The organism is Arthrobacter sp. 131MFCol6.1 (assembly GCF_000374925.1).
GTDB lineage: Bacteria > Actinomycetota > Actinomycetes > Actinomycetales > Micrococcaceae > Arthrobacter.
In genome coordinates, this window is the sequence record NZ_KB895545.1 from 223,824 (window position 1) to 238,509 (window position 14,686).

Below are 14,686 nucleotides of genomic sequence, written 5' to 3' on the forward strand. Positions count from 1 at the left end.
GTGTCGGCCGGACACGCCGCTGATTCCGGCGCCCGGCCCTCAAATGAGGCGAAATTCCGCAGGGCAGGCGTGCGTAAAACACCCAGCAAGTTCAGAGGAAGATGTCCGGGACCAGCTGGGCCTCCGGCGCGCCGAGGCTGTACGGGCTGAAGTCCGTCACCCCTGCCGCCGCGAGAACCTGTTCATCGGTGTAGAAGTTGCCGCTCCGGCTCCCGCCGGCGGGGACCGCGTTGCCGCCGGTCAGCACGGCGTGGGCGGCGTCGGCCATGATTTCGGGGCTGCGGGCGCCCTTGACGATCATGTCGCCGCCGGGCATGTTGCGGATCGCCGCGGTGTCGATCAAGGTACGCGGCCAGAGAGAGTTCACGGCGACGCCGTCGGCCTTGAGCTCCTCGGCCAGCCCCAGCGTGGTCAGGCTCATGCCGTATTTGGCCATGGTGTAGGCCAGGTGCAGGCCGGCCCACTTCGGATCCAGGTTCAGGGGCGGGGAGAGTGTGAGGATGTGCCCGGCCGCGGAGGCGCGCAGGGCCGGCAGCGCCATCTTCGAGAGCAGGAACGTGCCGCGCACGTTGATGTCCTGCATGAGGTCGTAGCGCTTCATGTCCACGTCGTCGGTGCTGGAGAGGTCAATCGCCGATGCATTGTTGATGACGACGTCGACCCCGCCAAAGCGGTCCACGGCGGCGCCGACAGCCCCGGCGACGTCGGCGTCGTTGCGCACGTCGCCGACCAGCGGCAGGGCCTGGCCGCCGGCGGCCTCGATCTGTTCGGCGGCGGTATACACGGTTCCCTCCAGCCTGGCGTGGGGCTGACCGGTCTTGGCCATCAGGACGATGTTGGCGCCGTCCCGGGCTGCGCGGAGCGCGATGGCCAGGCCGATGCCGCGGCTGCCCCCGGAGATGAGGACAGTGCGGCCCTGGAGGGAACCGGCGGCCTGGTACGGCCCTGCGGCGGTGCCCGAAGCATCGTTGCTTGAAGTCATGCCCACACTCTAGCGGACCAATGTTACTCGCGGGTAACAAAGCGGTGCGGGAGCTTCGCAGCGGGAAAATTGTAGGTTCCCTACAGCGGCACCGGCCAATACCGTCACTAGACTTGCCAGCAGAGCCCTGCTTTTGTGGATTCCAGCCAAAGGACCCCACATAACGGGCGCCGTACAACCTTGCGACAGAGCCGGAGAAACTTGATGAGCCACGATCTGACCACGACTGCGGGAAAGATTGCAGATTTCCGCGACCGCCAGGCCCGTGCCGAGCAGCCCTCCGGTCCGGAAGCGATCGCCAAGCAGCACGCGCGCGGCAAGAATACCGCCCGCGAGCGCATCGACCTGTTGCTGGACGCCGGCTCCTTCGTCGAATTCGACGCGCTGGCCGTGCACCGCTCCACCGCGTTCGGCATGGAGAAGAAGAAGCCCCTCGGCGACGGCCTCGTCTCCGGCTACGGCACGGTGGACGGCCGCCCGGTCGCGGTCTACAGCCAGGATTTCTCCGTCTACGGCGGCTCGCTGAGCCAGGTCAACGGCGAAAAAATCGTCAAGGTCCAGGAGTTCGCACTCCGCAACGGCTGCCCCGTGGTCGGCATCCTCGACGGCGGCGGTGCCCGCATCCAGGAGGGCGTCGCCTCCCTGGCGATGTTCGCGGACATCTTCCGCAACAACGTCCACGCCTCCGGCGTCGTTCCGCAGATCTCGCTGATCATGGGCCCCTCCGCCGGCGGCGCGGCCTACTCCCCCGCCCTGACCGACTACGTGGTCATGGTGGACAAGACCTCGCACATGTTCATCACCGGCCCGGACGTCATCAAGACCGTCACCGGCGAAGACGTGGACATGGAAACCCTCGGCGGCGCCCGGCAGCACAACGCCAACACCGGCACCTCGACTTACCTGGCCTCCGACGAGGCCGACGCCGTCGAATTCGTCCGCGAACTGCTCGACTTCCTGCCCTCCAACAACCTCGCCGAGGCCCCGGTGCTGGAGCACCAGCAGGAGCTGGAAATCGACGACGACGACCTCGCCCTGGACGCGCTGATCCCGGACTCGGCCAACCAGCCCTACGACATGCGCAAGGTCATCGAGCAGATTGTCGACGACGCCCACTTCCTCGAGATGCAGTCCCTCTATGCCCCGAACGTGATCATCGGCTACGGCCGGGTCGAGGGCCACACCGTGGGCATCGTGGCCAACCAGCCCATGCAGTTCGCCGGCACCCTGGACATCGCGGCCTCGGAAAAGGCCGCCCGCTTCGTCCGGCACTGTGATGCCTTCAACATCCCCATCATCACGCTCGTGGACGTGCCGGGCTTCCTGCCGGGCAAGGACCAGGAGTTCCAGGGCATCATCCGCCGCGGCGCCAAGCTGCTCTACGCGTACGCCGAGGCCACCGTGCCCAAGCTGACCGTGATCACCCGCAAGGCCTACGGTGGGGCCTACATCGTGATGGGCTCCAAGAAGCTCGGCGCGGACCTGAACCTCGCCTGGCCCACCGCCCAGATCGGCGTCATGGGCGCCCAGGGTGCCGTGAACATCCTCTACCGCCGCGAACTCGCCGCGGTGGCGGAGGACGGCGGCGACGTCGAAGCCAAGCGCGCCGAGGTGATCCGCCAGTACGAGGAAGAGCTGCTCAACCCCTACCAGGCCGCCCAGCTCGGCTACGTGGACGCCGTCGTCGCACCGTCCGAAACCCGGGTGCAGATCATCAAGGGCCTGCGCGCCCTCCGGGACAAGCGGGCCGCCCTGCCCGCCAAGAAGCACGGGAACATCCCGCTGTGATCCCCACCCGCCCCCTAACCTCGCAAGCTCGGCCAGGGAACCCTGCGGGCGTGGGCCCAGCCGATCCGCTAGAAGGCCCCGAGACCCCAGACGCACCTCTGCTTGCTGTCGTGAAGGGCGAGCCGACGCCGGAAGAGCTGGCCGCGCTGACCGCCGTCGTGCTGTCCCTGGGGCAGAGCCAGCAGGCGGCACCGGAAAGCCCCGGCGTCCGGCACTGGGTCCGCCGGCAGCAGCTTCGGCTGGCGCCCAGGCCGGGTCCGGAGGCCTGGCGCCGCAGCCTGGGCTGAGACGACCTGGTTGAGCGTCCCGGCTGGGCCAGCCCGCAGGCGAAATCTGCACGGAAAAAGTTGCGCGCGAAAAAGTTCAGTGACTCTTTCATAACCACGGCGGCCGGGCTAGTCTCGTCGGGTGACTACCGAAATCATCGCCTCAGACAACACTGCCCCCGCGCGCCAGCAGACGGCTATTGACGCCGTCGCCGACGCCTACACGGACACGCTGATCCGGCTCAACCCGAGCTTCGCCACCGAACTCGGCCTGCCCGGGCACGAGACCGAGTACCAGGACTTCTCCCCCGCCGGCCACGAGGAATTCGCGGCCGCCGCCCGCGAGGCACTTGCGGCGCTGGACGGACTGGAGCCGGTCGACGACGTCGACGCCGTCACGCTCGACGCCATGCGCGAGCGGCTGGGCCTGCAGCTGGAAATTCACGAATCGGGCTGGGACACAGCCGATCTGAACAACATCGAGTCCCCGTCCCAGCAGATCCGCGCCATCTTTGACCTCATGCCGACCGATACCGCCGGGCAGTGGGAGCACATCGCGGGCCGGGCCCACAATGTCCCTGCAGCCATCGACGGATACATCGAATCGCTGCGTTCGGCGATGCAGGACGGCAAGGTGGCCGCGGCCCGCCAGGTGTCGATCGTGATCGAGCAGGCCACCAAGCACGCCGCGGACGACGGCTTCTTCGCGAAGCTCGCCGCCGGCGCCAAGACTGCGGACGGCCCGCTCCCGGCGGAACTGCAGACCAGGCTCGACGCCGGCGTCGCGGACGCCCGGGTGGCCTACTCCCGGCTGGCAGGATTCCTCGAGTCCGAGCTCCTGCCGGTTGCCCCCGCTAAAGACGCTGTGGGCCGTGAGCGCTACGCCCTGGCCTCGCGCGCCTTCCTCGGTGCCACCGTCGACCTGGAAGAGACCTACGCGTGGGGCGTGGAGGAGCTCGACCGCCTCATCTCCGAACAGGAACGGGTGGCCGGCGAAATCCGCCCCGGCGCCTCGATCGAAGAAGCCAAGGAGATCCTGAACAACGATCCCGCCCGGCAGCTCAAAGGCACCGACGCCCTCCAGGCGTGGATGCAGGAACTGTCGGACAAGGCCGTGGCCGAGCTCGCCGGCGTCCACTTCGAGATCCCGGACATCATGAAAACGCTGGAGTGCCGGATCGCGCCCACGGATGAGGGCGGCATCTACTACACGGGACCCTCGGAGGACTTCAGCCGGCCCGGCCGGATGTGGTGGTCCGTGCCGGCCGGTGAAGACACCTTCACCACGTGGGCCGAAACCACCACGGTGTACCACGAGGGCGTTCCCGGCCACCACCTCCAGGTCGCCACCGCCACCTACCGCCGCGAGCTGCTGAACAAGTGGCGCCGCAGTGTGTGCTGGACCTCGGGCCACGGCGAAGGCTGGGCACTCTACGCGGAAAAACTCATGCAGGAACTCGGCTACCTCAATGATCCGGGCGACCACATGGGCATGCTGGACATGCAACGCATGCGCGCGGCCCGCGTGGTGTTCGACATCGGCGTGCACCTGGAACTCGAAGTTCCCGAGCGCTGGGGCAGCGGCATCTGGACATCGGAGAAGGGCTTTGACTTCCTCCGCGCCAACCTGCCGATCAGCGAGGGGCAGCTGAAGTTCGAGTTCACCCGCTACCTGGGCTGGCCAGGACAGGCCCCGTCCTACAAGGTGGGCCAGCGGCTCTGGGAGCAGATCCGGGCGGAGCTCGAATCCCGCCCCGGCTTTGACCTCAAGGCGTTCCACACGAAGGCCCTGAACATCGGTTCCGTGGGCCTGGACACCCTCAAGCGCGCACTCCTGGGGTAATCCGGGTTTCGGCAGCTGACCTGCACCGTCAGTGGCCAGACGGCCGGTTGGGGCGACTATTCGCGCAGCGAAGTCGCCCCAACCGGCCGTTCGCCTGTCCCGCGCCAAATGGACCTCGGACCAATAGTCGACTATTCTCTGGGGGACACATTTAGTGGGCTTTTGACGGCCCGGGTCGGCGGCTGGGGCTGCGACAGAAGTGTCCGGTGTACTTTGCTCTCCTGCAGGGCGCCGGTCATGCAAGTACCTCCGCAACTGCGGCATGGTCTTGCTGACCGTCAGTATGCGCGCGTCGGTCCTGCGGCACTTACGCGGGACGACGCCTATGAGTCAGGCGCATGCATAGAGGTACCAGCACCTTGGTCTCCGGTGCGAGCTATTGACAATAGAAACCCGCGTGAACGAATAGCGCCAGCATTCCGGCGCTCCCCGAGGAGCGCAGCGGAAAAGCTGTGCGCTGGGCTTCTGCCGAAACCTCGCTGAGGCTTCCTGCAGCGGCTGACGATTGCCGGGCACACACAAGACCCCATATTGGAGCCCCTATGAGGAATATCGCCTCATTCCTAAGACCACCGACCAATGACTCCGCGAAAGCGCGGACGCCGATCCGGAAGCGCACCGCGGCATCCGCGGTTGCGACGGCCGTCGTTGTGGCCGCCGCCACGATGAGCGCCCCGGCACCCCTGAACGCCGCGACGCCGACCGCCACGCCCACCGCTACGGCAACGGCCTGCAATCCGCTGCCCTTCAACCTCCCGGCGCCCGCGAACAGGCACACCTCGGCGAAGAAGGCATGGGCCTACTACTTCCCGCCGTTCCCGCTCGCAGTCGACAGCGCCGACCCCACCCGCGACGTCTACCCGCGCTGGATGAATACCCACAACTCCGTCAACGGCGCGTACGACCTCCGGGATCGTCCGGTTGCTCCTCAGCGTGCAACCCAAACCACCTGGCGGCAGGCCGATTTCGAGAAGGAGGTCCGGCAGGCAGTCGGGGCGGGCCTGGACGGTTTCATCTGGGAATACAACAGCTCCACCGATATCCGCTGGCAGCAGCTGCCAGCCATGCTCGCCGCCGTCAAGGCAGTGGACCCGGGCTTCAAGATCATGCTCAGCCCGGACTTCAATACGGCCGCCGGATCCACCTCTGACAGTGTCTACAACAACGTCATGAAGGTGAAGGACGACTCGTCGATCTACCGGAACAGTGCCGGCATCGTGCTCGCCCCGTTCTTCCCGGAGCGCAAGACACCCGCATGGTGGGATGGGCTCCGGAGCCGCCTCGCCTCCTCCGGCGTCAAATCCAACCTCGTACCCATATTCATTTCCTGGGGCGGAGGAACACAGAAGACGGACTGGAACAACTCGGTGTCCGGGTATTCGCAATGGGGCACCCGCATCGCCAGCGGCGTTCCGACCCTCGCCAAGGAAAGCGCTGAAGCCCACCGCCGCGGCAAGACCTATATGCAGCCGGTGGCGTTCGAGGATTCACGGTCCTACGACGGGCGATACTGGGAGTCATCCAACAGCTCCACCCTGCGCGATTCCCTGGCCTCGGCGGTTACCAGCAACGCCGACTCCATTGCGCTCATCGCCTGGAACGACTACACCGAGTCCTGGGTGGCACCTTCCAAGCAACGCGGCTATGCAGTGCTGGACATGGCTGCCTACTACATTTCCTGGTTCAAGAACGGGGTCAAGCCCGCGATTACCCAGGATGCCTTGTACTGGAGCCACCGCTCGCACCCCACGAACGCTCCGTACTCAATGACGCCCATCGGTCGCAACGGCAAACCCACACCGATGTACATCCCGAACGGTGACGCGGCGAAGAACGAAGTAGAACTTGTAGCCGTGCTGAAGACGCCGGGGCGCCTGACCATCACACAGGGAAGCAACGTCAAGACCATGGATGCCCCGGCCGGGCTGACGTCCTTCAAGGTTCCGCTCGTGGCCGGGACCACGCCGTCCTTCAAGCTCGCACGCAGCGGAGCGACGGTCCAGACAGTCACGAGCAACACCCCGGTGCGCTCCTCCGTGGCGTACCAGGACATGATTTACCACGCAGGCGGCGGCGTCGCAGGCACCTGCGCACGCTAGGCCTTCCTGCACGAGAAGGCAGTTCGCGGCAGTGTTTCGCATGAACATTGCCGCGAACTGTCATCTCGCGTGGCCGGAGGTGGCCTGGCCCGACCGCGACGAGACAATCGCCACACCGCTTGCCGGAATAACTTCACAAAAGCCCCCGCCCGCGCGGAAATCCCGGGCATTCCGCGGCGCAGGGACACCTGAGGCGCCGTAACATTTCTCAACATCCGTTCGTCATGCTATGCGCAACGGTCCTAGCGTGTTCCGGTGACCACTCAGACAAGCACCCCCGCACCCGCTGGAAAGACCGGGTTCCAGCTGCCCAAATGGGCCGGCTCGTTCGGCTTCCAGATCATCGCCGCCCTGATCGTCGGCCTGGGCCTTGGCCTGCTGGCCAAGTACACCGGCAGCACCAAAGCCAACCCCAACGCCCTCGGCACCACGCTGCAGACCATCGGCTCGAGCTACGTCTCGCTGCTGCAGACCGCCGTGGTCCCCCTGATCTTCACCGCCGTCGTCAGCTCCATCTCCAACCTGCGAGCCGTTTCCAATGCCGCCCGGCTGGCCTGGAACACACTGCTCTGGTTCGCGATCACCTCGCTGATCGCCGTGCTGATCGGCATCGGCCTGGGCGTGCTGCTGCAGCCCGGCGCCGGAACCGGCATCAACCAGGAAGCCAAGTACGCCGGCAAGTCCGGTGACTGGTGGGCCTTCCTGACCGGGCTGTTCCCGAAGAACTTCCTGGGCCTCGGCGCGACCACCACCGTCACTGACGGCGTCGCCACCACCGCCGTGAGCTTCAACGTCCTGCAGATCCTGGTGATCGCGATCGCCGTCGGCATCGCCGCGCTGAAAGTGGGCAAGGCCGCTGAACCGTTCCTGGCCCTGAACGCGTCCGCCCTCGCCGTCATCCAGAAGGTCCTCTGGTGGATCATCCGGATCGCGCCGCTCGGCACCGTCGGCCTGATCGGCAACGCCGTGGCCGTCTACGGCTGGGACACCATCGGCTCGCTCGGCAAATTCACCGTGGCGATCTACATCGGCCTGGCGCTTGTGCTGTTCGTGGTCTACCCCGCCCTGATCCGCAGCCACGGGCTGTCCGTCAGGCAGTACTTCTCCGGCGTGTGGCCGGCCGTGCAGCTGGCCTTCGTCTCCCGCTCCTCCATCGGCACGCTGCCGCTGACCCAGCGCGTGACCGAACGGAGCCTGGGTGTCCCCCGCGCCTACGCCTCCTTCGCGGTGCCCCTCGGCGCGACCACCAAGATGGACGGCTGCGCGGCGATCTACCCGGCCGTGGCGGCGATCTTCGTGGCCCAATTCTTCGGCATCCAGCTCGACTTCACCCAGTACCTGCTGATCGCGATGGTGTCCGTGCTCGGCTCGGCCGCGACCGCCGGCACCACCGGCGCCGTCGTGATGCTGACGCTCACGCTCTCCACGCTGGGACTGCCGCTGGCCGGCGTCGGCCTGCTGCTGGCCATCGACCCGATCCTGGACATGGGCCGCACCGCCGTCAACGTGGCCGGGCAGGCATTGATCCCGGCGATCGTGGCCAAGCGCCAGGGCATCCTGGACGAAACGCTGTACAACGCGCCGCGGAACGGCGATCCGTTCAGCGAGGACAGCGAAGACAGCGACGACAGCAACGACGTCGATGGCACCGTCGACCCCTCCGCCGCCGCAGCTCCCGCGGCCGGACGGGAAGAACGGGACCTGGCGGACGCCAGGGCGTAACGGCTGAACGAGTGTAAACCAGAGAAGTCCCCGGCAATCCCCGGGGACTTCTCTGGTTTAACCGGCGTCGGCTCCAACCTGCGTCGGCTCCAGTCCGCACGGGCCTAGTGTCCGCCGATCACACCCTTTTCGGCGGCCTTGGTGACGGCGTCCGCTTCTGCCTGGGTCAGGGTGCCGTCCTTGACGGCCTGGTCCAGCCGGGGCTTCAGTGCGGCGGCGCGATTGGCCTGTTCCGCGGTACGCAATTCCGCCAGGGCAGCGGTTACCTTGGCTTCATCGATGCCGAGCGATTTCGCCAGGGAAGCGGCCAGGGCCTTCTGCATTGCGGCGCGGTCCGGCTTCTGCCCCGCGACAGGTGGAGTGGCCGGCGGGGTGGCCGGCCTGTTGGCTTCTCGGAAAGTCTTCAGGGCCTCGGTGACCTTGGCCTCGTCGACGCCTAGCTTGGCGGCGAGCTCTTTGGCGCGGGCGCCGGACTCCGCACCGCCGTGGCCGCGGTGCCCACCGCGCATGCCGTGGCCGTCGGCGAAGTTGTTCCCCGGGGCACTCGAGCTGGGTGTCGGGGTGGGCGTCGGCGTCGTGGTGGCGGAGGCCATCCCGGCCACTCCGAGCCCTGCGCCCAGCGCCACGGCCGCGGCCCCTAGGCCTAGCGCGATTTTGGTTGTGCGTGACATCTGCTGTCTCCTGGATCTGCCGCGCGGTAACGGCGCTTGAAGCTGATGGTACTTCGGGGGAAGGCTGCTCCACGAGCACCTCCAGTCTGCACCTGCCCCAGCAGAGATAGCTGTTTCCCTGCTTTCACTTTCCTGTGAATCCGGCAGGGACGCCCAGAGGGCAAAAAGACGGCAAGAAGACGACAAAAGTCGATAGGCTCTGGGCATGCTGATCGTCACCTCGAACGACATTCCGGGCCACCGGATCGACGCCGTCTTCGGCGAAGTCATGGGCCTGACCGTCCGTTCCCGGGACATCACCGCCCAGGTCATGGCGGGCTTCCGTTCCCTGGGCGGCGGCGAGGTGCTGGAAATGACGCGGGCCCTCCACGACAGCCGGCAGGATGTCATGGCCCGGATGGTGGCCGAGGCCGAGCAGCGCGGCGCCAACGCCATCATCGCCATGCGCTTCGATACGTCAGCGATCGGGCAGAACTGGACGGAGGTCTGCGCTTACGGCACAGCAGTATTTGCCATTCCGCTCTCGCAGGACGAGCCCGGGGCCACTGGCCAGTCCATCTACCTGACCAATTCCGGCGACGCGGCAGCCCAGCTCAAGCCCTGAGCGCCGGGCCGCCTGCCAGTCCTACCGCCACCAGCTTCCGAAAATACTTGCCCAGAGTGCAAACATGCACGTAGTGTAAGCGCGTGTCCCCATCGCCCTCCCCCGCCGCCGCCCAGGCCGCCGCATCCGGCGACCCCGGTGTCCCCTCGCGCCGCGAACTGAACAAGGCCGCTACCCGGCAGGCCATCACGCACGCCGCCATGGACCTGCTCCGCACGCGGGGACCCGGAAACTTCACCGTGGAGGACATCGCCGACGCCGCCGGGATCTCCCGCCGTACCTTCTTCAACTACTTCGGCAGCACCGAGGCGGCGCTCGCCTCGGTGACGTTCGGCTTCCTGGACACGGCACTTCAGCAGTTCCGGCTCCGCCCGGCAGGCGAGCCCATCCTGGAATCTGCCCGCGCAGCCCTCGTGGAACTGGCCGATCCCATGACCGTGGCCCCGGTGGCCGAGCTCTACAGCCTGGGCCAGACCAACCCCCAGCTCAGCCGCTCCGAGCTGGAAGCCTGGGACCACTGCACCGAACAGATCATCGACGCCGCCCGCGAACGCTTTGCGCTGACGGCGGCCGGCGACGTCGACGAGCTCTACCTCCGGGCCCTCGCCGGCTCCGTCATCTCGTGCGGAAAAGCCGCCATGGATGTCTGGTTTGCCCGCTGCGGCGGCGACCTGACCCCCGAGTCCCTGTCCATCCTGCGCCAGCTCCTGATCGATTCCATGGGCCTCCTCGGCTCCGGATTCGCGTCCCACTCCCCCGCCACCCCTTCCCCAGATCGGCACTGACATGGCCCTGTTGCTCTACCGTCTCGGCAAGTTCTCCTACCGCCACCGCTGGCTCGTCATCTCCCTCTGGCTCGCCGCCCTGGTGGCCGTCGGCGGCGCGGCTGCGGCCTTCCACGGCACCATGTCCAACAACTTCCAGATCCCCGGCACCGAAACCCAGCAGATGGCGGACAAGCTCAAGCAGGAGCTGCCCAAGTCCTCCGGCGGCTCGGCCGGCATCGTGTTCGAGTCGCAGAACGGCCAGTTCACGCAGGCCGGCAAGGACGCGGTCTCGGCTGCGCTGACCAAGTTGAAAGCCCTCCCCGACGTTCAGGGCACCGTGGACCCGTTCGCCACCCAGGCCCAGCTGGACAAGGCCGTGACGGACCTTGCCGCCGGCGAGCAGCAGGCGTCCGCAGGACGGGCGCAGCTGGACGCGTCGGCCGCCCGGCTGGCTGCTGGCAAGGCCCAGCTGGCCGCGGCCGAGCAGCAGATGACCGCGGCCGGCATGTCCGCCGAAGCCATCGACGCCCAGCTTGGCCAGCAGAAGGCTGCCCTCGCCGCGGGCCAGGAAAAGCTCGACGCCGGGACCAAGGAACTCGAGGCCGGCGCGGCCAAGCTCGCCCTGGCCAAGCGCCAGCTGGAGGCCTCGCAGGGCATGCGGTTCGTGTCAGAGGACGGGACAGCGGCAATCGCCCAGGTCCAGTTCAAGACCTCGATCAACGGGCTGGCTCCCGCTGTGCGCCAGCAGGTCCAGGACATCGCCCACGAAGTCTCCTCTGCCGGAGTGACCGCCCTGGCCAGCAAGGAAATCACGGAGGACGTCTCCGAGCTGTTCGGCATCTCCGAGATCCTCGGCATCGCCATCGCGGCGCTGGTGCTCATCGTCATGCTGGGAACCCTGATCGCAGCCGGGCTCCCCCTGCTGATGGCCCTGGTCGGTGTGGCAGTGGGCGTCGGTGGCACTTTCGCCCTCAGCGGCGCCGTCGACATGAGTTCCATCTCCCCGATGCTGGCGCTCATGCTGGGCCTCGCCGTCGGCATCGACTACTCCCTCTTCATCGTCAACCGGCACCGCGGCCAGCTCCTGGCCGGCATGGACGGCGAGGAATCCGTCGCCCTCGCCACCGGCACCTCCGGCAACGCGGTGCTGTTCGCCGGCCTGACCGTCATCATCGCCCTCGCGGCCCTTGTCATTCCGGGCCTTCCCTTCCTGGCCGTGATGGGCCTGTCCGCCGCCGCAACGGTGGCTGTCGCCGTCGTCGTCGCCCTGACCCTCACCCCTGCCGTGCTGTCCCTGATCGGACCCCGGCTGATCTCCCGCCGGGTCTGGGCGAAGGCGGAAAAGCACAACGCCGCCCCCGGCCACGAGAGCGCGGACCGTGCCCGCGACGAACGCCGCAGCAAACAGGGCTGGGGCGGGCTCGTCACCCGGCACCCGGTCCTGGCACTGCTGGCCGGTGTCTTGCTGTTGGGCATCGTGGCGCTGCCGGCCAGCCAGTTGCGGCTCGCGCTGCCCGACGGCGGGTCCGAGCCCGTGGAGTCGCAGGCGTTCAAGGCCTATGACGTCACCGGCCGCAGCTTCGGCGCAGGCATGACGGGCCCGATCGTGGTGGTGGGCGACTTCCCGGCCGGCCTGAGCGCGGACGAAGCCACGGCCAAGCAGCTCGACGTCGCCGACATCCTCCGCGGCACGGGCAACGTCACAGCCGCCGTTCCGGTGGCCCTGAGCGAGGACCGCCGCACCGCGGTGTTCCAGGTCATCCCCCGGGAGGGCCCGGCCAGCGCGAGCACGGTCCAGGTGGTCTCCGAGCTGCGCGCCGAAAAGGACCGCATCAAGGAATCCACCGGGGTCAGCATCGGGCTCACGGGGCAGACGGCCGGCAATGTCGACGTCTCCACCAAGCTCGGCGATGCCCTTCCCCCGTACCTGGCCATCGTCGTCGGGTTGTCCCTGATCCTGCTGCTGCTCGTGTTCCGCTCCATCGTGGTACCGCTGCTGGCCACGGGCGGGTTCCTGCTCTCGCTCGCGGCCGCCTTCGGGGCCGTCGTCGCGGTCTACCAGTGGGGCTGGCTGGGGACGGTGTTCGGCGTCGAAAACCCGGGCGCCGTGCTGAGCTTCCTGCCGATCATCCTGATCGGCGTCCTGTTCGGGCTGGCCATGGACTACCAGGTGTTCATCACCTCGGGCATGCGTGAGTCCTTCATGCACGGCGAATCCGCCAGGCATGCGGTCCGCACCGGCTTCAGCCACGCCGCGTCCGTGGTCACCGCCGCCGCCATCATCATGGTCAGCGTGTTCGCCGGCTTCATTTTCTCGCACCTGAACATGGTCCGGCCGCTCGGCTTCGCGATGGCCTTCGGTGTCCTGGTGGACGCGTTTGTGGTCCGCATGACGATCGTCCCGGCCGTGATGTATCTGCTCGGCGACAAGGCGTGGTGGCTCCCCCGCTGGCTGGACCGGATCCTGCCGGACGTCGACGTGGAGGGCGCCAAGCTCCGGCCCGGGGCTTCCGCCTCAGCCTCAGTCGACAGCGAGCCCGAGCCGGAGGAGATCGGCGCGCGCTGACACTCACGGCTGGCCGATGAGTCGCCCTGAAGCCGAGTTCCCCTGAAGCCGCCCGCTGATCGTTTCGATCGGCGGGCGGCTTTTTCGTGCGTGCAAGCCCGAACAGTTCATAGGTCCGTTCGACGCCGGTTTCTCACCAATGTCGCAACGGGTACATTCGGCTCACTAACTCCTGCCATCAGGCCGGAAAGCCAGCCCTGTATGTAGTATCTCCGGCATGGAAACTTTCCTCTGGCCGGGCTGCAAGCCCGCTCACGGTGAGACCAAGGTCGCCGTGCTCGTGCCAGGTGCGGGGTACAAGGTCGAATCGCCACTTCTTTACTGGCCTGCAGAACAGTTGAGAGACCGCGGCTGGCAAGTTCAGGCAATTCGCTGGACCGACGATGATGAACCTGGGGATGACCCCCACGGGTTCGCTGCCCGTGCAGTTCAGCAGGCATTCGCCGAGTTTCCGCACGCCGACCATCGACTCATCGTGGCCAAGTCGTTTGGCACGTTCTCTATTCCGTGGGCGGAAGAGGCTCAAGTGCCAGCCATTTGGCTCACTCCTATCCTCACGGATGACGTCATTCGGCGGACACTTGCTGAAACAAGTAAGCCGGATCTGCTCATCGGTGGATCCAAAGACAAGTTTTGGGCAACCGATGCGTTGTCAGAGACCGCAGCTACGTTCGTTGACATTCTGGGCGCCAATCATTCATTGGAAGTCCCGAACGACTGGCGTGCCTCGTTGGCCGCTCACGTTCAGGTGTTCACTGCCATCGAGCGATTCCTAACCGGCCGACTCGTCTGACCGCCCCACTTCCATTCATCGGTAGAAGGTGCACCTCAAACCACGTCAAGCCTCCGGGCCAATCAGGCCGCCAGTGAGCCTGCGGGCCGCACACGCTTGAGGGTCTTCGCGCGGTGGCGCTCATCGCGGCGACGGCGGCGGGACTCCGTGCTCGCTTCGCCGGTGGGCGATCCGGGCAGGGGTGGTGCGGTGGAGTAGTAGGTGTGGCCGGTGGGGGTGGTGAGCTCGAGGGTGTGCCGGGGACCGCGTGCGGGGCGTGCGTTCCAGCCGGGGGTTTCTTTGGTGTGGTTGCAGGCTTCGCAGAGTCCGGCGCCGTTGTCGGTGGTGGTCGGGCCGCCGGTGTGCCAGGGGATGATGTGGTCCAGGTGGCGGATCGGGGCGTCGCAGTAGGGGGTGCGGCAGGTGTCGTCCCTGGTTTGGATGAAGCGGCGCAGGCCGGGTGGGAAGAGCCGGGCGCGGGAGTCCATGGCGATGAGCTCGCCGGTGCCGGGGTGGGTGTAGAGCCGCCGCAGCCAGAGCCGGAACGCGCGGTCATCGTCGCTCCCGGCGGTCCCGCCCGGGTGAGGGGGACCGCCGGTTGACTCG

At 67.1% G+C, this 14,686-nt stretch carries 12 protein-coding genes; 9 read left to right on the forward strand and 3 right to left on the reverse strand.

Annotation, left to right across the window (positions count from 1 at the left end; translation table 11 throughout):
• Nucleotides 1-91: 91 nt before the first annotated feature.
• Complete coding sequence (locus C566_RS0112090) at nt 92-982, reverse strand: SDR family oxidoreductase (RefSeq protein ID WP_018774607.1); 891 nt, start codon at nt 980-982, stop codon at nt 92-94.
• A 204-nt stretch (nt 983-1,186) separates the two neighbouring features.
• Between C566_RS0112090 and C566_RS0112095 the strand changes: the two genes are divergently transcribed.
• From C566_RS0112095 to C566_RS0112115, 5 genes are all read left to right on the forward strand, one after another.
• Nucleotides 1,187-2,770: an acyl-CoA carboxylase subunit beta gene (locus tag C566_RS0112095; RefSeq protein ID WP_018774608.1), complete on the forward strand. Its 1,584-nt coding sequence runs from the start codon at nt 1,187-1,189 to the stop codon at nt 2,768-2,770.
• 50 nt (nt 2,771-2,820) lie between these two features.
• Nucleotides 2,821-3,057, forward strand: coding sequence for an acyl-CoA carboxylase subunit epsilon (locus C566_RS0112100; RefSeq protein ID WP_026266634.1), 237 nt, complete (start codon nt 2,821-2,823; stop codon nt 3,055-3,057).
• A gap of 121 nt (nt 3,058-3,178) precedes the next feature.
• Nucleotides 3,179-4,879 (forward strand): DUF885 family protein, encoded by a 1,701-nt coding sequence (locus C566_RS0112105; protein ID WP_018774610.1) that lies wholly within the window; start codon nt 3,179-3,181, stop codon nt 4,877-4,879.
• Between the two features lie 542 nt (nt 4,880-5,421).
• Entirely contained in the window at nt 5,422-6,978 is a 1,557-nt protein-coding gene (locus tag C566_RS0112110) for a glycoside hydrolase family 71 protein (protein WP_018774611.1), read from the forward strand.
• Nucleotides 6,979-7,233: 255 nt separating this feature from the next.
• The gene (locus C566_RS0112115; protein WP_018774612.1) at nt 7,234-8,700 is read left to right on the forward strand and encodes a dicarboxylate/amino acid:cation symporter; all 1,467 of its coding nucleotides are present in this window, start codon (nt 7,234-7,236) and stop codon (nt 8,698-8,700) included.
• A 104-nt stretch (nt 8,701-8,804) separates the two neighbouring features.
• On the opposite strand, the gene C566_RS0112120 is transcribed toward C566_RS0112115, so the two are convergent.
• The gene (locus tag C566_RS0112120; RefSeq protein ID WP_018774613.1) at nt 8,805-9,371 is read right to left on the reverse strand and encodes a hypothetical protein; all 567 of its coding nucleotides are present in this window, start codon (nt 9,369-9,371) and stop codon (nt 8,805-8,807) included.
• Between the two features lie 205 nt (nt 9,372-9,576).
• Between C566_RS0112120 and C566_RS21415 the strand changes: the two genes are divergently transcribed.
• The 4 genes from C566_RS21415 to C566_RS21420 all read left to right on the forward strand — a co-directional run bounded on the left by C566_RS21415 (nt 9,577) and on the right by C566_RS21420 (nt 14,101).
• Nucleotides 9,577-9,975 carry a YbjQ family protein gene (locus C566_RS21415; protein ID WP_018774614.1) on the forward strand — a complete coding sequence of 133 codons (399 nt, stop codon included), beginning with the start codon at nt 9,577-9,579 and terminating at the stop codon, nt 9,973-9,975.
• A gap of 83 nt (nt 9,976-10,058) precedes the next feature.
• The gene (locus tag C566_RS0112130; protein ID WP_018774615.1) at nt 10,059-10,760 is read left to right on the forward strand and encodes a TetR/AcrR family transcriptional regulator; all 702 of its coding nucleotides are present in this window, start codon (nt 10,059-10,061) and stop codon (nt 10,758-10,760) included.
• A gap of 1 nt (nt 10,761) precedes the next feature.
• Complete coding sequence (locus tag C566_RS0112135; protein WP_018774616.1) at nt 10,762-13,308, forward strand: MMPL family transporter; 2,547 nt, start codon at nt 10,762-10,764, stop codon at nt 13,306-13,308.
• A gap of 217 nt (nt 13,309-13,525) precedes the next feature.
• Nucleotides 13,526-14,101 carry an alpha/beta hydrolase gene (locus C566_RS21420; protein WP_018774617.1) on the forward strand — a complete coding sequence of 192 codons (576 nt, stop codon included), beginning with the start codon at nt 13,526-13,528 and terminating at the stop codon, nt 14,099-14,101.
• Between the two features lie 62 nt (nt 14,102-14,163).
• Here the strand turns inward: C566_RS21420 and C566_RS21425 are convergent.
• Nucleotides 14,164-14,686 (reverse strand): HNH endonuclease (locus C566_RS21425; protein ID WP_026266636.1); only part of this gene is annotated, 523 nt, incomplete at its 5' end.

Bases quoted from the DNA above. Each gene is read 5' to 3' on its own strand.
- C566_RS21420 (WP_018774617.1), top strand. From the start codon at position 13,526: ATGGAAACTTTCCTCTGGCCGGGCTGCAAGCCCGCTCACGGTGAGACC.
- C566_RS0112095 (WP_018774608.1), top strand. From the start codon at position 1,187: ATGAGCCACGATCTGACCACGACTGCGGGAAAGATTGCAGATTTCCGC.
- C566_RS0112110 (WP_018774611.1), top strand. From the start codon at position 5,422: ATGAGGAATATCGCCTCATTCCTAAGACCACCGACCAATGACTCCGCG.
- C566_RS0112120 (WP_018774613.1), bottom strand. From the start codon at position 9,371: ATGTCACGCACAACCAAAATCGCGCTAGGCCTAGGGGCCGCGGCCGTG.
- C566_RS0112135 (WP_018774616.1), top strand. From the start codon at position 10,762: ATGGCCCTGTTGCTCTACCGTCTCGGCAAGTTCTCCTACCGCCACCGC.
- C566_RS0112090 (WP_018774607.1), bottom strand. From the start codon at position 982: ATGACTTCAAGCAACGATGCTTCGGGCACCGCCGCAGGGCCGTACCAG.
- C566_RS21415 (WP_018774614.1), top strand. From the start codon at position 9,577: ATGCTGATCGTCACCTCGAACGACATTCCGGGCCACCGGATCGACGCC.